The following is an 18,184-nucleotide window of genomic DNA, read 5'->3' on the forward strand; positions in this document are numbered from 1 at the left end:
GACCCCAAAATGTTATTCAAGATATTTGACTATCGTTAATAAGTACATTCTTCTTGCAACAGCACCTTTTTCTTGCTATAATTCATCTTGTAAAATATAACCATTTTTATACACTATTAGTTATGTTCTAATTTTTCGCCAAAAATTTCGAACATTCTTAATTGTAATATGATTCTGTAGTGTCCCGCACAAATGCTTTCTAATTTCAACAGCATCATTTGAATCATAGTAATAGAAATCGCATTTGTTCAATTTTCCATTCTGTGACAACTGAACAAACAACTGCTCATCATTACAAGCTGACAATCCTATTATATCAACCCTATCCTCAATTTGACTAAATTCTTTTATGCCATATCTTATGTCACTATGCTCTTGACCATATTTTTCAACCCAATACCAAGTCATGATTCCATTGCAATACATATGCTTCCATTCTTCTGGCTCATCTTCATGACCAACACTTATGTCATCAAAGCTTCCATGAATATGATAAATGGGAACACTTCCCTCAAGATAGCTATCCAAATTCGTATCATAATTTAATGTAAAAATCGCATCATAATTAATCAAAAATTTTTTTAATTTATCTGGGAAAACCTTATACAGCTCATTAATTTTCCCTTCATTATATATGGCATCTAATATAATCATCTGCATCAACTGTCGTTCTTGTTCCTTATTCCCAGAAAAATCTTGTATATGACTTGAAAGCTCATGTCCGAGGAAATAGTCTTCTAGACCGATTTCATTAAAAGCCGGATTTGCTTTATAATAATCCCGTACTCTTTCCATTTCCATTAGCAGAAATAAATAACCATCATTCTCAGAAATGTTCCAAGTTCCTTTTATCACCTGATTGATTATACTCCTATATCCATCGAAAAGTTTCATCAATGTTTCAGGTGTTTCTTTTAATATGTCTGTGTAACGTCCTGCCTGTATGTTATTGTGAACACGATCCAATATAGCTTTATTTCCACATACTCCTAGTCCTCCAAACTCTATATTCAGCCCATTTCCTACAATCAATGATTTCATTTCTAAACACCTTCTCACTTAATAAATTCTTTTAAAGTTATCACCTACTACTGCCAATATTTCCTCTTCATCTCCGTTTTTTGAAAAATAAGCGATAACATTCTCTTTTGAAATAGTTGCTTGAAACATATGCGCAGGGCCAAAATTCTTGGCTACATTTTTCAATAAACTCCAAGATATTCGTGGTTTTTCTTCATTAGGATCTTGACTACCACGATAAATTGTAATCTTATCAGGAAATGCCTCATATTTTATCAAATCTTCTTCAAACATTATATCCTTCCTATCCACTCCCGAAAAAGCTTCAATTAAGGTATCCATTAGCACTTCGTCAGTATCTGTAACAAACAATTTATATAAGCACATTGCATATAGTTCTTTTGGTATTATAGTTCTTAAACTAATCAGCTTTTGAAACGCCTTCTCATTTTCCCAATCTTTTTGCAATCGAAATACTTCTACGCACTCTGAATATTTACCCACTAAATCCTTAAAATTACTAAAATCGAGCATCATTTTCCTCCTGCAATATATTCTTCTACTTCTGATATACGACCACTTTTGCCTTTTCAACTCAATATTTTTATTTATTTTGATACATCAGGAATTTTTATTTTGACACTCTAAATCTGACTAAAAGGCATGTGCAAAGCTCCACATATATCTTTCCATTTTCAAACTTTAAATCATCGAGTAACAACGTCTGAAACAAAACATCTCCCACATTCTCCAACTTTACCATTCCATACTCTTTTTCCGTAAAGCCTTCAATCTGTATTCCCTGCATAGCAGCTTCTTTTCTTGCCACGAGACAATGCGTATACAATGCCATGATATACTACTTGTCCGACATCAGAAAGGCGTATGTTTCGTTCCCCTGATATGTATATCGGCACTTTTCCAGATTTTCTTGCGGTATGTCGAAATAACATCTGACCGTTTCCAGATATACATCTCCATTATACTCCGGCTTTAGCTTTTTTGCACACCTTTTGATTGTTGCAAATATATTATTTCTTTCTATTGCTGTCCTAGTTCGCTTGAATATAGGCTTTTTCCCTCGAAGGTCCATATAAACATTATTTAGGATAGTCTTTCCGGCATACTGCTTGAAATCACCTATCCGCAACAAATACGATAGCACCTCCATCAATTTCTCTCTTGACGTAATCTCTTGATACGAATAATTCCCAAATTCAATATGATCCAGTTTCAAAGGGCAACTCCCCTTCGCTATCTCACGCTCCATTACCCTGTTAATATCTCTCATTGATTCCATCTATATATCTCTCCTTCCCGCTTCTGGACATCGTGTCCAAAAGCACAAAAAAAGCAGCTACAAGTATTTCACTCATAACTGCCCTAACGCTGTTACCTGATTATTCTATTCCTGCCGTTTTTGCAAATCCGGTTTTTCTATTCATAAGTTCCTCTTGTTTCTCCTTTGGCAGACACCGGAATATCTCATGATATCCCATTCCTGCCATCGGTGTTCCTTTTGCCAGAAGAAAAAGCTGCGTGTCAAGCCATTCCTCCCACATGTTTTCAAACATGCTCCGACTATCCGTAAAGGTAATTGCATCTTCAAAACCCTGTGGCGGTCTATAATACTGTAACTTGACAAAACCGTATCTTCCCGCATCCACGACAAGTATATTTTCAATCTCATACAGCTCTGCAAAAGCATCTGCAACTTTTCTGCATTTCTCCCTTTCATCGTCTGTAATGTATTTTTCTTTCACAATTAACCATCCTCCTGTTTCAAAACCACACTACCTGCATCTATTTCCTCATTCTTCAGAAAAAATCATTATCGTCTTTACCATTTGCATATCTTATGGTGCATACACGCACCATATTATTATAAGTTTCCTGCCATTAAAATACAAGGTAGGAAAGGAGTTGCCTATATGATTAAATACGATCCCCTTTGGCAAACGCTCAAGGCTAAAAACATCAGTCAGTACCAACTCATTAAAGATTATGGCATTGACAAAGCACAGCTTCAGCGGCTCCGGCAAAATATGGTAGTAAAGACCATTATTCTGAACAGGCTATGTCAGATACTTGACTGCCGGATTGAAGATATTATGGAATATGTTCCAGATGACAAGTAGAGGTATTGTTTATGATTGATTGACAATGCCTTTTTTGTTGCCCTTTTTTCTTTTACACCTTTGGACATTGTGTCCTGCTATTACTTTTATTATCTCCGTAAATATAACGATAATCCTCACAACAACAACAATAATACCACCAATCAGACCTCCAACGATACAATTCAGTGCCAGTATTCCCATACTTCCTGCAATTCCAAAGTTCTTCGGCACAAGAAACAAACACATTTTTCTGATACCATAGGGACATCCTACCAAAATCCAATAAAGAAAATAATCAAACCCATCAGCTTTATTGCAAACCGGATAACAGGTAATCATCCACAGAACAAGAACACACAGCGGAATAATTATTTTAAACAATGCCTTTTTCATGCCAGCCACCTCCATACATATCGTGCTGCACTTCCTGCTGATAATAATGGTTTATCGTTGAGGGTGCATTATAAAGAGCAGTAACCATATATGCCTTGATATTGGTTATTTTCGTATTTGTATCATGCATACAGCCAATCACATACTCCAGATGTCCACTGTTCAGCTTCAGGAATTTAGATTTTACAAGCTCATAAGGATAATCCTCTCCTGCAATCCGGATTGTTGTACGCTTTACGCATACAACCTCACAGATAACCTCAAAAAGCTCCTCATACAAAGCCTTGTTCTGCCAGTCATCGTACTTCATGTGATGCTCATATTCGATGTTATCCTTAATCCATACTAACCGATTATTCATCGCTTACCTTTCAACATTAGCTGTAAGAGGAAAGTTTCTCTAGTGCCATTATTTTTATAATATATTTTCAGGCTTATACATGCGTCCTGTCCAACCCATTCCACTTGCCCAGTCTCTTATTTCATCTCTTTCTTCCTGATTTCCCAGTCTGCTTGTCATTAAGAAATCAATATACCCGTGTACTCCACCGACATCATCCATAACAGGGAGGCCATCTGCAAATATGCATATTGGTTTTCCTTTTATCTCCACTGTTTGAATAATCTTTGATAACAGTTCATCTTGGAGATGATCACTCATATCATACGCTCTGGCTTTCTCTATAAGACCTTCCTCATTAGGAACTACTACAAAGCCGTCTACATTTCCCTCAAATGCTGTGTCTAAACGATTCTTTGTATAATATTTTTCCTCCATGACAATATCAACTTCCCATCCATCTCCATAATCATAATTATATTTTAGAGATTTTGTAATTGGTGTTACTTCGATTTCCTCGTTCACCTTTGCTAGTCTTTTTGCAACAAACTGTACTGCTGCTCTAATATCATCTGGAACTTTTTCATCTTTAGCAGCCAAGACCTCAGTTACCTTCAATCGCTCCAGAAGTTCGTCCATTCTGCTCTCAAATCCCAGTCCAACCTGTTCAATCGTTGCATCCGTCACAGGAATCATTTTATCTTTCTGCTTAGAAACATAAATTCCATTCTTTTTCATTTCCATCCATTCATCAAAAGATGGAGTAACTCTAATTACCGGATTTTCTGTAATTAAACTTTTTGCTGTAGCATTTGCAAATGCATAATGTTCCCACTTACCACCGTAGGAATAAGGTGCTGTATATTTCTTGCGAAACCATGTCTTGATACTGACTCCTTGCTTATAATCATCATCCCAATAGATATCTTCATAATCATCGCATGGAAAGCGAAAATACACACCACACAAATCTATCCAATCCGTTAGTTTCCCATCATATAGAGTTCTTCCATATTCATCCGGTCTATTCTTTCCACCAGTCATCTTCTGAAAAACTTCTTCTGGCAAAAGATACTGATGTAGATGACTGTTCTGCCATCCAAAAGCACGCTGAATCACATAATGCAGTGCATGTAATGTAATATCAGCCGGGACAAGTATCTCCCTAATAATACCTTGCTTTACTTTTCCATATCTATTAAGAACAACTCTGTCTTTAACATCTGTTTCCTCCAGATTCAGGGAAAGACATAATTTTAATACAGAATACTTCTGATCTGACATTTCTTCACTCTCCTTTTTCTTTATTCTTTCTCCATCTAATTTCTTTTGCACCTGTAAAAGTTCATGCTCTGTCATAACCCTTATTGTCCCAGCAGGCTCATCATGCTGTTTACTCTGTCTGACTATTTCATCGAATTTATTGGAAACTTGACTGTCTGCCGCTATATACATACGTCTTCGATAATCTTCACTTTTTTTTGAATTATATGACCGACATTCTCCATAACCAGTTTCCGTTCGTGTATATGGCAGATATGCTTGGACTGTTTTCTCTGATATCACTAACTGCTTTGCAATCTCTGATGTAGTCATCCCTTTCCGAAATAGTTCTCCGACTTGTTCAGATGTATGACTACTCCATAGTCCCTCAGTTATCAGTATCCTCTGAGCTCTTACAAGCGAAGTCCCCACATTTTGTGCGGTTTTCTTTACAGAATTGGTAATCCTATAGTCTGCAATTACTTTTTGATATAATTTTTCATCTTGAACCATATGAGCACCTCCATATCTTAGATATAGTATATATGCGGTTCTTTTTAGTGTCAACCTAGTATTTGTGTTTTAAATTTTGGGCATATACTACTAAATAAAGTCTATGCCCATTCGCTCACATTACCAAATCAATATCAATTACATCATTTGCAATAATTATTTTGTGCCATCTCAATAGTAACATCGGTTAAATCTCAGTTAGAGTCTCGGTTAAAAACAATTTTCAACCGAGATCAAACCAAGAGGTCATCCTAATTTCTTTTTAATTTAGGTTTTTCTTGGTTAATCTTGGTTAAATTACATCCAAACTAAACCGAGCTCTACTTTAATACCCAGTTTGATTTCTGTTGATTGTCGCTGTCTTTTTCGATAATATTTTTGTTTTTCATTGATGTAAGCAAATTATGAATCTTATTCTTCTTCTGAACCTCTGACAACGAGTCTGGCAACTTGTCCCATAATAATCTATCAATTTCTTTTCTGTTTGCCTTTGTATATTGTTTTAGATACTCAATAATCAATGTCTTATAATACTGATCATCTAATCCTTTGTTTTTAATATAACCTGCTTGATCCTCTATGCTTTTTGCAGCTGATGCAGACAAATATAAGCTTCCAAGTCTGCCCTCTACAAGCTTTAATGCTCGTAACCTATCAGCATCTTTCTTCTCAATCTGAATACCTTTTTGCACTTTATCAAGTAAAAATGCATCTTGCAAATTCAGTTCTGGATGATCATATAAAATATGCATATAATTATCATCCAAAGTCTTGCCATAAACTGTTACATCCACTTGAACACCAGATGAAAAATCATAGTCTGGCATCGGAAAATACTTCGCCTTCTGAATATTGTAAGCTCGTCTAATTCCAAGTGTAGCAGTATCAATCATATGAAAAGCTACCATTGCTTCTGCCAGCAACTGATTACGATAAAACGGTGGATTGTAGCTAACTTCCAAAACATTCTCTATTCTCTGTGGAATAAAATCTCCCGGATTAGTAATCTTAATTTTGTCATCAAATTCGTTTACATAAATTCTACCGCCTAATTGGTAATTTGAATGAGCAATACTGTTATTTAAAAGCTCTCTCATCAACCAACTATCATACTGTTCTGTTTCCATAGGAAATAATGTCATTTGATTTGGCATATACCGATATGTCAGATTTCTTACCTTTGCAAATACCTTATCAACAACATTGATAAACGGAATCTTAAAAATAGCATAATCCTTGTCTGTTCCATCCGCACCATAGAGACGCCACATAATACTTGGAGCGGCTGTGAATAAATAGTCAAAATCAGAATTTCCCAACAAAAGCATTGCAGCATTTGTAACCTTGCCACCTATTAACAGCTTCATCTTCGTCAAAAACTGTTCATCTGACATACCGTCAACTTCTTTAGAAATTGGTTCTTGTGCCATCTTTTCCTTGTACTTTTCACGAGCCAACAGAATCGCACCTTGGTCCAGATTATCGATAGTTGCACCTTCTATAATCTGTTTAGACCAGTCTTTTCTTTCTTGCGACCTGATTGCATCAATCTTATACTGCTTTAGAGGTACAAGACTTTCTCCAGATCTTTCGTAGTAATTTGTCTTCCAATCTGTTGGGATACCTGTTGCTGCAGCAGGTATCTTAAACATCAACACACGCAGTTCTTTTCCATTTACAATTGGCAACAACTCAATAATATCGTAGAATGTCATACCATTAGTTGTGTCTCTTGCAATTTCATATTTGAATTTTTCAAGAATACTTTTATCACCTTTCTTATAAGCAGTTCCTACAACATGTTTAACCTTATCCTTTTCACTTACGCCAAATACAAGCCAGCCATACTGCTGATTTCTAAGATTCGCTTCATTGCTAATTGCCGAAAAGTAACGTCCAATTTTATCTGTATCATAGCCACCTTTTGCCTCTTTGAATTCTACAATTTCATGCTCCCAGCGCTCCATTAAATCCTCTAATATCTCATAGTATTCAACATTATTTATATTTTTATCATAGTCAAAAAATTTCACTTGCTCACCTTCCTTCAAATTTATACTGTCAGCCTGCAAATAGTTTTTATTATATACATCTTATTGCTCCTCTTCTAAAGCCTGCCAGGGTTCCAGTCCCATTTCGTGCCATGCTACTCCATATGGTGCTCCACCAGAAGTATATCCTGCAATATAGAAAAATGTGTCATCCTGACAAGTATTATTTTCTACTGCATGTTTCTTCATAGACTGCCTTTTTGCTCTCCGCTGTTTTCTTTTCATTTTCAAAACAGCTTCCTTGGTTTCCTCTGGGGTTTTCTTTCTCTTTTTCATATTCAGTTTTTCAAGAGTAATACCATTCTGAATATCCCGTAATATACGCTCCTCATAGCCTGCTTCTCGCTTATCTACAATTCTGCAAAATTCTTCATACTCTGTTTTAGGAGCAAGTGCTTGTACTGTTGCATATAGTTTTCTGCAAATACTGCTCTTTTCGAAAGCATTTGGCATTCTATGATTCTCAAGATAAAATCTTATATACATGCTATAAGTTTTATCAGCGATAGCACTCTTCTGTTTTTGCTTTAAATCTTGATAGCTTCTATCTATTCTGCCCATTGAAATATCCTCACGCAACCATAAATAATAAACAGCATTTTATATCACAATACCATTACAATGGTCAATCTCATGCTGAATTATCTGTGCCGTCCAGCCGGAATATTTCCCATGCTGCTTTTTAAAGCTCTGATCAAGGTAATCCACCTCAATCTCCTGATATCTGGTGCATGTACGAACGCCTTCCAATGAAAGACAACCTTCCTCTGTCTGATAAGCTCCGGACTTCTTTGTAATCACCGGATTAATCATTGCAAATTGAAATGGTCCTGCTGCCACAACAATAATATTCTTCTTAACACCTATCATGTTTGCAGCCATGCCTACGCAATGGTCAAGATTGGCTCTAAGTGTATCAATCAGATCTGTTACCACCTGCTTATCTGCCTCTGTTGCATCCACCGACTTCTGTGCAAGAAACAATGGGTCTTTTACTATTTTCTTTACCATTAGTTCCATCCTTTCCAGATATCCGGCTGATAACCTAATGTCGACTGCTTTCCATTCCTTACTGCCGGAGTTTTAATTACCTGCGGATTCTCAAGCACTTTTTCCAGCTTATCTTCATCCGTAGTATGTTTGATAAGTGCAAGCAAATCCTTGTCTTTGCCATCCCAGTTGATCATATTCTCCAGACCACCATTTACCTGTGCAACAGAGTTAAATTCACCTTTGCTCATTCCTTTTTCTTTCATGTCAATGTACTGATACTTGATGCCACGCTCCTTAAAAAAACGCTCAGCCTTCTTAGTATCATTACATTTCTTAGTGCCAAATATCTGTATATTCATAATCAGTATTCCTTTACTATCTCTTCATCTATTCCATACATAGCCTTAAAACTTTCAAGGTCTGCCGGACTTTTTATCAGCATAACCTCTTCAATCTTACCTGTTTGTATATCCTTAAAACCTGCAACCTGCTCGCCATTACAAATGCTGGCTTTGATTACAGGCTTCTTATTTTCCTTGTCATAAGACTGAACCACACTTTTCTTCTTAAACAGTCCCATCCTGCTCACCTTCTCTCGCCTGTGCCATCAGCACAAGCTTCTCAAATGACTGTGCAAATCGTTCATCATCTTCACTTGTCCGCTTCTTCGGTTTCTTAATATGATTCTTGACTTATTGTTTTCGTCACGATAGACAAAAACAACCTGATTACCTTCTAAATACTGCTGGTATTGTTTTGCACACTTGGTGATGATGGCAATAGCCTGTTTCTTAGTCATAAACATTAAGTCCCTTATATCTAAATGGTATTTTGGCAAATTTAAAAGGAAGGTTCGTCTGCCGTAGCAGATGACACCTTCCTTTAATGACTGATTTTTCTGTTGTCCGCCAACTGATCGGCACCCGAAGTTCGATAAGCAAACTGGTTTTTCCGTTGCCAGCCAACTGTCCGGCACCCGAAGTCCGGAAAGAATTTCGGATTTTATGTGTCAGTCCACATGATAGGCATATAGCCCATCTACTAACTATAGTATACACAGACGAAGCAAATTATGCAACGAGTTTATAAAGATTTAATCAGAAATTTTCTGAAAGAAGGTGAGAACATTGAAGATAAAAAAAGTGGATGACAAGCCTATGGTCATTCTCACAAAGGAGAAAGCCAAGATTCATTCTCATGAGCCAAAAGGAGCGAGGATAAAGGGCAGTAACATCTATACAGTAGAACGTGGTCCTAAGATTGCTGGAGCAAAAGCAGCAGAAACAACGGGTAAGAAATCATACAGGAAGAGTACAGTCCATCAGGCAATCATTATTTTTCAGATAATCACGCATCATTTTTCTCATTGCTGCTTTTTACGGGCTGTCTTTTCTTCTTGCCATAAAAATAACCTCCAAACTGAGTAATTTTATCTTACATCAGTTTGAAGGTTTACACAAACTTTTGGACGCTCCCGCCGGACGTTTCTTTATCTACGGGCTTATTTTACAGCCCCTTTTTTCTATTATTTTATTTCAGTTTATCGTATACTTCATCAGATACCGGTTCGCACCATTCGTTTTTGCAGTTTTCTCCAGGAACTTCCACTGCAATATGGGAAAACCAGCTATCTTTTTTCGCTCCATGCCAGTGCTTTACCTCTGCAGGAATAGTGATCACCGTACCCTGTGTCAGGCTGACCGGCTCTTTTCCCTCTTCCTGGTACCATCCCTCACCTGCTGTACAGATCAAAAGCTGTCCGCCACCTTTTGTCGCATGATGAATATGCCAGTTATTGCGGCAACCCGGCTCAAACGTAACATTTGCCATAAATACTGCACAGTTCTTTGGATCTGTCAATGGATTCAGATAAGAATTACCGATAAAATACTGTGCAAATCCTGTATTCTCCGCTCCTGTTCCAAATATGTTCTGTTTTTCAAATTCTTCTTTACTTGTAGTCTTCATAATAAAATTACTCCTTTCCGTCGACGAATTTTATCACTTGCTTCCCCACCGGAAGTACTTATAAATTCTACAACCTGAAGTGGACTACAAGTCAAGAATTTTTTACTAATTTACAAATTTTACAGCCGTACCATATGCAATAACTTCCGCGGCTCCCTGCATAACTGCAGAAGATGCATAGCGGATATTTACAACCGCATCCGCACCAAGACTTTCTGCTTCTTCCACCATACGTTTAGTGGCAAGGGCTCTTGCCTCATTCATCATTTCATTATATGCCTTTAATTCCCCACCAACTAATGTTTTGAAACTCTGTGTAATATCTTTTCCAATATTCTTGCTCTGGATCGTGCTTCCCTTTACCAGACCGAGCATTTCTAAATTTTTGCCGCTGATATAATCAGTATTTACTAAGATCATCTTCTTCTCCACTCCTTATCTCATTCACACGTTCTACAGTTACCGCAAATGCTACTCCTGCCAATGCCAGCGGAATGATTATCATAAGTATTTTTACTATGACTGCAATATCCGGGATCAGCACAAATGCGGCAGCAATTGCAACGTAATACACGATCAGAATAATCGCAATAATAATCGGAGCTATCATTTTACTGCAATGTTCTTTCTTCATAACTCCAGCCTCCTTTGTGTATTATCTGATTAATACAATAATACATTTAACAGCAGATGTCAACCACAAATCAACGCAAAATATCCCCAGTCCCAGATGATATCCTCAAAGCTGTTTTCCAGATATTCATAAATATCCTCTTCCTCATATCCCATCATGCGGGAAATCACAACGATATACTCACGTAGATTCTCATAAGCAAGAGCTTCCTGTGAAATAGATTTACCATTCGAAAACTTATTTTCCATGCCAAGCAGCCAGTACAAAAAAACTGCATGCCGGATCGTGGCATATTCCATGGCGATCCACTGCACCTGCACGACCATCTCTTCTATATTGCCCTCCGGTTTTAAACTGTCCGCATATAATTCCATCAAAAGAAATCGGCGCATCAGAGGCTGGTATTTCAAAAAAAGTACTTCAAACTCCTGCCATTCTTTTACAACCTCCTCCTTGATTCCCTGTTCCGACAACTGTTCTGCAAGCTGTGCCACTGGCTCTAAGTATTTTTCATACAGCCCTTCCCTGCGGTAATTTTCTGCAAGATCAAGGAATAATTCGTTGCGCTCCTCAATGGAATACTGCGGGTTCTGCTCAATGTCATCGATAGTCTTTGAAAGTTCTTCGAGAAATCCGTCCGGATACGATTTTACCGCATCATTTACCGGCTCCTTTTCCACCCGTTCGTATAGATCAAGCAGTACATAAAAAATCTTCATCAGATCATGTTCCGGCGTATGTGCATCATCTTCCATCAGCTTCATCAGAAATGCACGTAAGTTCACAAGCGGAGCAAGTCCCCGGTAGGCAGATGCATCCATTTCCCCGGAAAAAGAAATATGATTTCTTTTCCATAACAGATCAACGACCGCCGGACAGGACGGCATCAGGGAATATTCCGTAACATCTTCATTAAATGTATGAAGCTCCCTTGGAAAAATCTGACAAGTCTGTGAAAGTATCTCATCCCCATAGGCAAGGACTAATCTGCACAATTTTTTTTCATTTAAAAACGGACAGTTTTTCTCTTCATTTAACCCTATAACTCTGCTTCCATCCTTTTTTATCACATACTCACTCAGTTGCAGCTTTTTTTCCTTTGTGTTCAGATCCTGTCTTTTCTGCACGCAGCTTTCTCTGTTTCCGCCATTGCTGCAATCAGCCACATTCTGCCTGATCAGGCTTTCCTCATACATCCCGTCCGGTATACATGTATGTTTCCACTTTTTAAAAGTAACATCATCCACCCCGATCTTCCACTCCCTGCAGCATGTAAAGCTGCACTGATCTGCAATACAGGTAAACTCCTTATAATAATCTGGCTGCATTTTCCACATCTCCCTTCTTAAAATATAAAATGCCATTTCCAGAAAGTGTTTTATTGTTATGAATCACCTTCTGAAAACGGCATCTGAATTATTATAAAATCTTTGTCGTCCACTTCGAGCAGTCCCACACTGCATTTACCACATCCTGATAGAAATCAGGTTCATGACAGATCAAAAGTACTGCCCCGCGGTATTCGTTTAAGGCACGTTTTAATTCGTCTTTTGCATCCACATCCAGATGGTTTGTCGGCTCGTCTAAAAGCAGGATATTAGTCGTGCGGTTCATCAGTTTACACAAACGTACCTTTGCCTGCTCACCACCGCTTAGCACACGCACCTGACTTTCGATATGCTTTGTCGTCAGTCCGCATTTTGCCAGTGCTGCACGCACTTCATACTGTGAAAATGCCGGAAATTCCTCCCAGATCTCTTCGATACAGGTATTTTTATTTTCACCCTTGATCTCCTGCTCAAAATAGCCGATCTCTAAATTTTCACCCAGTGTAACTTCCCCGGAAAGTGCCGGAACAAGTCCTAAAATACTGCGCAGCAACGTAGTCTTTCCAATACCGTTTGCACCGACCAATGCGATTTTCTGACCACGTTCCATAGAGATATTAAGCGGCTTTGATAACGGCTCATCGTAACCGATAACAAGATCTTTTGTCTCAAAAATATATTTTCCCGGTGTCCGTCCGAGTTTAAAATCAAACTCAGGCTTCGGACGCTCTGCGGCAAGCTCAATCACGTCCATCTTATCCAGTTTTTTCTGGCGTGACATTGCCATATTTCTCGTAGCCACACGTGCTTTGTTGCGCGCCACAAAATCTTTTAATTCACTGATCTCCTGCTGCTGTTTGCGGTATGCAGCCTCAAGCTGTGATTTTTTAACTGCATAGACTTCCTGAAATTTATCGTAGTTTCCTACATAACGGTCAAGTCTCTGATTTTCCATATGATAAATAATATTTACTACATCATTCAAAAACGGAATATCATGTGAGATCAGGATAAATGCGTTTTCATATTCCTGCAGATAGCGCGTCAGCCACGCAATATGCTCTGCATCCAGATAGTTTGTCGGCTCATCTAAAAGAAGGATATCCGGTTTCTCTAAAAGCAGTTTCGCAAGCAGGACTTTCATACGCTGTCCACCACTTAAATCCGAGACATCATGGTCAAGACCTAATTCCAATAATCCAAGTGCCCTCGCAACTTCTTCCACTTTGCTGTCAATGACATAAAAATCATGCATCGTCAGCATATCCTGGATCACACCAAGTTCCTCCATCATCGCATCCATCTGATCCGGATTGGCACTGCCTAACTGATCGCAGATCTCATTCATACGTTCTTCCTGTTCGAACAGCCATGCAAATGCTGACTTTAAAACACTCTCGATCGTCATTCCCTTCTGCAGCGTGGAATTCTGATCCAGATAACCGGTGCGCACATTTTTTGCCCACTCAACCTTTCCCTCATCCGGCATCAGCTTTCCGGTAACAATATTCATAAATGTGGACTTTCCCTCGCCATTGGCTCCGACCAATCCGATATGTTCCCCCGCAAGCAGACGGAACGAAACATCCTCAAAAATGGCACGGTCTCCAAAGCCATGGGTCAGATGTTCAACATTTAATATACTCATATTTTTCTCCATTTCTATTGTTATAATAATGATGTCAAGGTTCAGAAAACGTCTTTACCACTTACTGTATGTTTACATTCAGCATCTCTTCTGTCTTATGGTATACATGACGGTATGCCGGGAACAAAAATGCATCTGCAAAAATCCATGCGACAGGGCTTGCAAAACATGCTGCCGGGAATCCGAACATCGGCACTAATGCAAATCCGACAAGTGTTCTTGCCACCATCTCGCATACACCTGCAAGGATCGCAAATTTACTGTATCCCATTCCCTGTATCAGGAAACGGACGATATTAACAAATGCGAGTGGAATATAAAATGCGCTGTTGATAAATAAAAACAGGTATACATTCTCAATGACTTCCACCTCAGCACGTTCCACGAAGAACAGCGCAAGATTCCTTCCGGTCAGTGCGAGCACGCCAAATGCAATGACCGCATACCCGATTCCAAGCATGGAACACGCCTTTAATCCCTTTGAGATACGGTCCATTTTCTTTGCACCGACATTCTGTCCGCCATAAGTCGCCATCGTTGATCCCATTGCATCAAACGGACAGCAGAAAAACATACCGATCTTGCTTCCTGCAGTCATGGATGCAACCGCATTAGATCCGAGGGTATTTACCGCACTCTGTAAAATAACACTTCCGATTGCCGTAATCGAATACTGCAGTCCCATCGGCACGCCCATACCACAGAGTGTTTTCATATAAGAACTGTTCCATCTGCGTTCATCCGCATCCGGATGCAGTATCTCAAACTTCTTCCAGCTATAGATCAGGCATCCGATTCCTGATACTGCCTGTGAGATCACTGTTGCAAGCGATGCACCTGCCACACCCAGATGAAGATTTATAATAAAAACAAGGTCCAGTACAATATTCATCACAGATGAGATCACCAAAAACACAACCGGCGTCTTACTGTCTCCCATGGAACGGATGATCGCTGAAATAAGGTTGTACAGATACGTTGCCGGTATCCCCGCAAAAATGATCACAATGTACAGGTATGCCCCATCGATAATGTTGTCCGGTGTACGCATCAGCTCTAAGATAGGACGGCAGAATACTACCGTAACTATCGTCATAACAACTGCAAAAACTGCAGATAAATAAACAGCATTGACCATAAATGCACGTAATCCTTTGTAATCACCGGCACCAAATTTATGTGCCAGGGGAATCGCAAAACCATTGCAGACACCCATGCAGAATCCGATGATCAAAAAGTTTAATGATCCGGTAGAACCTACTGCTGCAAGCGCATCCACACCAAGAAATCTTCCGACGATCAGTGTATCTACCAGATTATAAAACTGCTGAAACAGATATCCAAACAAAAGTGGAATGGAGAAACCTAAAATCAGCTTCATCGGAGAACCATTCGTCATATCTTTTGTCATATTTCATCCTCTTTTCCCTTATATTTCCCCACAATGTTTTTCAAAAATCTCAAAGAAACTGTCTGTCTGTATACCATCTGTGGTATCTAATGTGAGCGCATCCCACATATCTTTATTGATACTGGAATCTAAACCTGCCACAAACTGGTTATAAACATCATCAAATGCCTCTTTTTCTCTTTTTTCCACGATATTCGACTTGTTTGCTTCTGTCAGTTCTTCATTGTATTTATTCAGACATTTGATAAAGTAAAAACCTTTGTCTGTTGCAATCTTAGACGAAGTCTGACCGTTATCGAGATTAAATGCAACCTCTTCCACCTCTTTTGGAAGCTCATCCCGCGCAACCGTGGTCTGTATGGAAGACAGTTCATTATAATTATTTGCCACAGATGCAAAATCATCCCCACGCTCTAACTTTGCAGCTACATCATTTGCCTTTGTACTGTCCGCAACAAAGATCTGCATGATCTCGATCACACGCGCCTCGTCATCACTTACTTCCTCATTCACACTATTCGTCAGTGAATTGTAGAGTTTTTGGGCTAATGCGTAATGCTGGTAATATTCGCTGATATCACTCTCTGTCACATCAAGGTAAGTGCCTTCCTCCTGGGATAATGATGCATAATACTCTGCTGCAGCCTCTGATATTGCAGAAAGCTCATCCTCCGAAAGTGCAACTTCCCTTGACTGTGCAAGCAGATCCATACTGACCACCTGCGTAAGTTCTTCCATTGTAATCGCTTTTATATACTTTACGAGGGAATCATCCCCAAAATCATGTTTCCAGAGATCCACCCCATACGCTGTTCCGTAGATATTCTGGTAGTTGGTCATATACACCCTTGCCTCTTTTAAACTGCAGACAGTTCCTTCGATCCTGAATACCTGACGGTCATTTAATATATTTGAAACCACAATATTTTTATTGCCAATGCGGCATCCGCTCAATAACAGTGACACACCGCACAGTACAGCCGCAACCCTTGTAAATTTTCTCTTCATCCTGTTTACCCGATTTTATGAAATCCTTACTGTTCCATTAATTTTAAGATACTTCTTGCAACGGAAATTCCGTTTGCGGATGCCTGCTGCAATCCTCTTGTCACAGATGCACCGTCGCCGATCGCACGCAGTCCTTTCACGCTTGTCTCAAAATCAGAGTTGACCACTACCTTATTGGAATAAAATTTCACTTCCACACCATAAAGCAGTGTCTCATCACTTGCAATACCCGGGGTTACCTTATCAAGAGCCATTAACATTTCCTCAATATCGACCATGATACGATGTGGGAATACTAAAGAAAGATCGCCCGGTACCGCATCTTTTAAAGTCGGGATCAGGTTATTCCTGCAGAGACGTTCCTCTGTTGTTCTTCTTCCTCTCTTGAAATCGCCAAACGTCTGTACTAAGATTTTTCCATCACAGAGCATATTAGAAAGCTGTGCGATCTGTTTTCCATATTCAATCGGTGTCTTAAACGGTTTGGTAAAGTTTTTGGAAACGAGAATCGCAAAGTTGGTATTGTTTGTCTTTAAATCCTTGGACTTATATGCATGACCATTTACCACAGCAAGCCCGTTATCGTAATACTCTGTTGCAACCTCGCCGGATGGATTGGTACAGAATGTACGTACTTTATCATCAAATGTCGGGGTATGGTAAACCAGTTTTGCCTCATAGAGGTTCTGGTTTAAAAACTCCATGACCTCATCACGAACCTCAACACGCACACCAATATCTACCGTACCTACCTTTGTTTCAATACCATGCTGTTCGCAGATATGTGAAAACCAGTCTGCTCCTTCACGTCCAACCGCGGAAATAACCTCTGAAGCTGCATATTCTTCATCTTTTTCAGTAATGATTCCTTTGACCTTATTATCCTCAATGATAATATCCTTGACCATGGTATTAAATTCCATCTCAACACCCTGCTCTAACAGATGCTCCTGCAGTCTGGAATAAATCTTGTATCCCTCTTCTGTTCCAAGATGGCGGATCGGACATTCGATGAGTTTTAAGTTTGCGTTGATCGCTTTTCTGCGGATCTCACGGATCTCTTTTTCTTTGTCCACGCCGTAAACTTTTGTATCTGCACCGAATTTTAAATAAATATCATCGGATTCTTTTAATAATTCTACCGTTTTATCATAACCTAAAATTTCCGGCAGATTTCCGCCTACATCCGGAGAAAGTGACAGTTTACCGTCAGAAAATGCACCGGCACCGGCAAATCCGGTCGTGATGGAACAAGGCTTACAGCCAACGCAGACTTTCGTCTTACGCTTCGGACATTCTCTTCTTTCGATCGGTCTGCCTTTCTCGATCATTAAAATTTTAAGATCCTTTTTTGCATGGATCAGTTCATATGCGCAAAAGATACCGGATGGTCCGGCTCCTATAATAATTACATCGTATTGTTTCATTATTTTTCCTCTCTTACTTTCTTTCTGTCGTTGTTCTTCTGTACTCTTGCATTTAACACCACTGTTC

22 protein-coding genes and 1 pseudogene are annotated in these 18,184 nt (G+C 39.1%); 2 read left to right on the plus strand and 21 right to left on the minus strand.

Annotated features, from left to right (window positions below):
* Positions 1-120: 120 nt before the first annotated feature.
* The 5 genes from ACDD58_RS03710 to ACDD58_RS03730 form a co-directional block, all read right to left on the minus strand.
* Complete coding sequence (locus ACDD58_RS03710) at positions 121-1,041, minus strand: hypothetical protein (protein ID WP_118210471.1); 921 nt, start codon at positions 1,039-1,041, stop codon at positions 121-123.
* An 18-nt stretch (positions 1,042-1,059) separates the two neighbouring features.
* The gene (locus tag ACDD58_RS03715) at positions 1,060-1,554 is read right to left on the minus strand and encodes a hypothetical protein (protein WP_118210470.1); all 495 of its coding nucleotides are present in this window, start codon (positions 1,552-1,554) and stop codon (positions 1,060-1,062) included.
* Between the two features lie 97 nt (positions 1,555-1,651).
* Positions 1,652-1,873: a hypothetical protein gene (locus ACDD58_RS03720; protein WP_330414669.1), complete on the minus strand. Its 222-nt coding sequence runs from the start codon at positions 1,871-1,873 to the stop codon at positions 1,652-1,654.
* Between the two features lie 6 nt (positions 1,874-1,879).
* Positions 1,880-2,320 (minus strand): hypothetical protein, encoded by a 441-nt coding sequence (locus tag ACDD58_RS03725; protein WP_330414668.1) that lies wholly within the window; start codon positions 2,318-2,320, stop codon positions 1,880-1,882.
* A gap of 100 nt (positions 2,321-2,420) precedes the next feature.
* On the minus strand, positions 2,421-2,786 hold the full coding sequence (locus tag ACDD58_RS03730) for a hypothetical protein (RefSeq protein ID WP_118210469.1): 366 nt from the start codon (positions 2,784-2,786) through the stop codon (positions 2,421-2,423).
* Positions 2,787-2,951: 165 nt separating this feature from the next.
* Here ACDD58_RS03730 and ACDD58_RS03735 point away from each other — a divergent pair, with 165 nt between their 5' ends.
* The gene (locus tag ACDD58_RS03735) at positions 2,952-3,158 is read left to right on the plus strand and encodes a helix-turn-helix transcriptional regulator (RefSeq protein ID WP_035779437.1); all 207 of its coding nucleotides are present in this window, start codon (positions 2,952-2,954) and stop codon (positions 3,156-3,158) included.
* Positions 3,159-3,167: 9 nt separating this feature from the next.
* On the opposite strand, the gene ACDD58_RS03740 is transcribed toward ACDD58_RS03735, so the two are convergent.
* From ACDD58_RS03740 to ACDD58_RS03775, 8 genes and pseudogenes are all read right to left on the minus strand, one after another.
* Positions 3,168-3,533, minus strand: a complete 366-nt coding sequence (locus tag ACDD58_RS03740; protein ID WP_118210468.1) for a DUF6050 family protein — start codon at positions 3,531-3,533, stop codon at positions 3,168-3,170.
* Positions 3,514-3,873, minus strand: a pseudogene (locus tag ACDD58_RS03745) (DUF6017 domain-containing protein); the annotation flags it as partial. The pseudogene ACDD58_RS03745 and the gene ACDD58_RS03740, both read right to left, overlap by 20 nt.
* A 75-nt stretch (positions 3,874-3,948) precedes the next feature.
* Positions 3,949-5,649, minus strand: a complete 1,701-nt coding sequence (locus tag ACDD58_RS03750) for a LuxR C-terminal-related transcriptional regulator (RefSeq protein ID WP_118210467.1) — start codon at positions 5,647-5,649, stop codon at positions 3,949-3,951.
* 320 nt (positions 5,650-5,969) lie between these two features.
* A complete protein-coding gene (locus ACDD58_RS03755) occupies positions 5,970-7,682 on the minus strand; it encodes an ATP-binding protein (RefSeq protein WP_118210466.1) in 1,713 nt (570 codons plus the stop codon).
* A 60-nt stretch (positions 7,683-7,742) separates the two neighbouring features.
* Positions 7,743-8,261, minus strand: coding sequence for a hypothetical protein (locus tag ACDD58_RS03760; protein WP_118210465.1), 519 nt, complete (start codon positions 8,259-8,261; stop codon positions 7,743-7,745).
* Positions 8,262-8,300: 39 nt separating this feature from the next.
* Complete coding sequence (locus tag ACDD58_RS03765) at positions 8,301-8,711, minus strand: peptide deformylase (protein WP_370775896.1); 411 nt, start codon at positions 8,709-8,711, stop codon at positions 8,301-8,303.
* A complete protein-coding gene (locus tag ACDD58_RS03770) occupies positions 8,711-9,052 on the minus strand; it encodes an arsenate reductase family protein (RefSeq protein WP_370775899.1) in 342 nt (113 codons plus the stop codon). Before ACDD58_RS03770 ends, ACDD58_RS03765 begins: the two co-directional genes overlap by 1 nt.
* A 2-nt stretch (positions 9,053-9,054) precedes the next feature.
* Positions 9,055-9,273 (minus strand): aspartate dehydrogenase, encoded by a 219-nt coding sequence (locus ACDD58_RS03775; RefSeq protein WP_117922197.1) that lies wholly within the window; start codon positions 9,271-9,273, stop codon positions 9,055-9,057.
* A 547-nt stretch (positions 9,274-9,820) separates the two neighbouring features.
* Between ACDD58_RS03775 and ACDD58_RS03780 the strand changes: the two genes are divergently transcribed.
* A complete protein-coding gene (locus tag ACDD58_RS03780) occupies positions 9,821-10,120 on the plus strand; it encodes a hypothetical protein (RefSeq protein WP_370777489.1) in 300 nt (99 codons plus the stop codon).
* 103 nt (positions 10,121-10,223) lie between these two features.
* Here the strand turns inward: ACDD58_RS03780 and ACDD58_RS03785 are convergent, their stop codons facing one another.
* The 8 genes from ACDD58_RS03785 to ACDD58_RS03820 form a co-directional block, all read right to left on the minus strand.
* Positions 10,224-10,661: a cupin domain-containing protein gene (locus tag ACDD58_RS03785; protein ID WP_370775900.1), complete on the minus strand. Its 438-nt coding sequence runs from the start codon at positions 10,659-10,661 to the stop codon at positions 10,224-10,226.
* 105 nt (positions 10,662-10,766) lie between these two features.
* Positions 10,767-11,081, minus strand: coding sequence for a YbjQ family protein (locus ACDD58_RS03790; RefSeq protein WP_117922200.1), 315 nt, complete (start codon positions 11,079-11,081; stop codon positions 10,767-10,769).
* Positions 11,062-11,295, minus strand: coding sequence for a hypothetical protein (locus ACDD58_RS03795; protein WP_117922201.1), 234 nt, complete (start codon positions 11,293-11,295; stop codon positions 11,062-11,064). The genes ACDD58_RS03790 and ACDD58_RS03795 overlap by 20 nt, the downstream gene beginning before the upstream one ends.
* 59 nt (positions 11,296-11,354) lie before the next feature.
* Entirely contained in the window at positions 11,355-12,623 is a 1,269-nt protein-coding gene (gene fliB, locus ACDD58_RS03800; protein WP_370775903.1) for a flagellin lysine-N-methylase, read from the minus strand.
* Between the two features lie 91 nt (positions 12,624-12,714).
* Positions 12,715-14,271, minus strand: a complete 1,557-nt coding sequence (locus tag ACDD58_RS03805) for an ABC-F family ATP-binding cassette domain-containing protein (protein ID WP_117922203.1) — start codon at positions 14,269-14,271, stop codon at positions 12,715-12,717.
* 61 nt (positions 14,272-14,332) lie between these two features.
* Positions 14,333-15,682 (minus strand): MATE family efflux transporter, encoded by a 1,350-nt coding sequence (locus tag ACDD58_RS03810; protein WP_186898931.1) that lies wholly within the window; start codon positions 15,680-15,682, stop codon positions 14,333-14,335.
* Between the two features lie 18 nt (positions 15,683-15,700).
* On the minus strand, positions 15,701-16,690 hold the full coding sequence (locus ACDD58_RS03815; RefSeq protein ID WP_117922205.1) for a peptidylprolyl isomerase: 990 nt from the start codon (positions 16,688-16,690) through the stop codon (positions 15,701-15,703).
* A 26-nt stretch (positions 16,691-16,716) separates the two neighbouring features.
* Positions 16,717-18,117: an NAD(P)/FAD-dependent oxidoreductase gene (locus ACDD58_RS03820; RefSeq protein ID WP_370775907.1), complete on the minus strand. Its 1,401-nt coding sequence runs from the start codon at positions 18,115-18,117 to the stop codon at positions 16,717-16,719.
* Positions 18,118-18,184: the final 67 nt, after the last annotated feature.

Source organism: Roseburia sp., from assembly GCF_041325975.1.
GTDB classification, from domain to species: domain Bacteria; phylum Bacillota; class Clostridia; order Lachnospirales; family Lachnospiraceae; genus Roseburia; species Roseburia rectibacter.

Coding starts and splice junctions, on each gene's coding strand:
- ACDD58_RS03810 (WP_186898931.1), bottom strand. CDS start 15,682: ATGACAAAAGATATGACGAATGGTTCTCCGATGAAGCTGATTTTAGGT.
- ACDD58_RS03785 (WP_370775900.1), bottom strand. CDS start 10,661: ATGAAGACTACAAGTAAAGAAGAATTTGAAAAACAGAACATATTTGGA.
- ACDD58_RS03735 (WP_035779437.1), top strand. CDS start 2,952: ATGATTAAATACGATCCCCTTTGGCAAACGCTCAAGGCTAAAAACATC.
- ACDD58_RS03805 (WP_117922203.1), bottom strand. CDS start 14,271: ATGAGTATATTAAATGTTGAACATCTGACCCATGGCTTTGGAGACCGT.
- ACDD58_RS03815 (WP_117922205.1), bottom strand. CDS start 16,690: ATGAAGAGAAAATTTACAAGGGTTGCGGCTGTACTGTGCGGTGTGTCA.
- ACDD58_RS03775 (WP_117922197.1), bottom strand. CDS start 9,273: ATGGGACTGTTTAAGAAGAAAAGTGTGGTTCAGTCTTATGACAAGGAA.
- ACDD58_RS03750 (WP_118210467.1), bottom strand. CDS start 5,649: ATGGTTCAAGATGAAAAATTATATCAAAAAGTAATTGCAGACTATAGG.
- ACDD58_RS03715 (WP_118210470.1), bottom strand. CDS start 1,554: ATGCTCGATTTTAGTAATTTTAAGGATTTAGTGGGTAAATATTCAGAG.
- ACDD58_RS03790 (WP_117922200.1), bottom strand. CDS start 11,081: ATGATCTTAGTAAATACTGATTATATCAGCGGCAAAAATTTAGAAATG.
- ACDD58_RS03795 (WP_117922201.1), bottom strand. CDS start 11,295: ATGAAGAAAGAACATTGCAGTAAAATGATAGCTCCGATTATTATTGCG.
- ACDD58_RS03710 (WP_118210471.1), bottom strand. CDS start 1,041: ATGAAATCATTGATTGTAGGAAATGGGCTGAATATAGAGTTTGGAGGA.
- ACDD58_RS03820 (WP_370775907.1), bottom strand. CDS start 18,117: ATGAAACAATACGATGTAATTATTATAGGAGCCGGACCATCCGGTATC.
- ACDD58_RS03725 (WP_330414668.1), bottom strand. CDS start 2,320: ATGGAATCAATGAGAGATATTAACAGGGTAATGGAGCGTGAGATAGCG.
- ACDD58_RS03720 (WP_330414669.1), bottom strand. CDS start 1,873: ATGGCATTGTATACGCATTGTCTCGTGGCAAGAAAAGAAGCTGCTATG.
- ACDD58_RS03770 (WP_370775899.1), bottom strand. CDS start 9,052: ATGAATATACAGATATTTGGCACTAAGAAATGTAATGATACTAAGAAG.
- ACDD58_RS03760 (WP_118210465.1), bottom strand. CDS start 8,261: ATGGGCAGAATAGATAGAAGCTATCAAGATTTAAAGCAAAAACAGAAG.
- ACDD58_RS03765 (WP_370775896.1), bottom strand. CDS start 8,711: ATGGTAAAGAAAATAGTAAAAGACCCATTGTTTCTTGCACAGAAGTCG.
- ACDD58_RS03740 (WP_118210468.1), bottom strand. CDS start 3,533: ATGAAAAAGGCATTGTTTAAAATAATTATTCCGCTGTGTGTTCTTGTT.
- fliB (WP_370775903.1), bottom strand. CDS start 12,623: ATGCAGCCAGATTATTATAAGGAGTTTACCTGTATTGCAGATCAGTGC.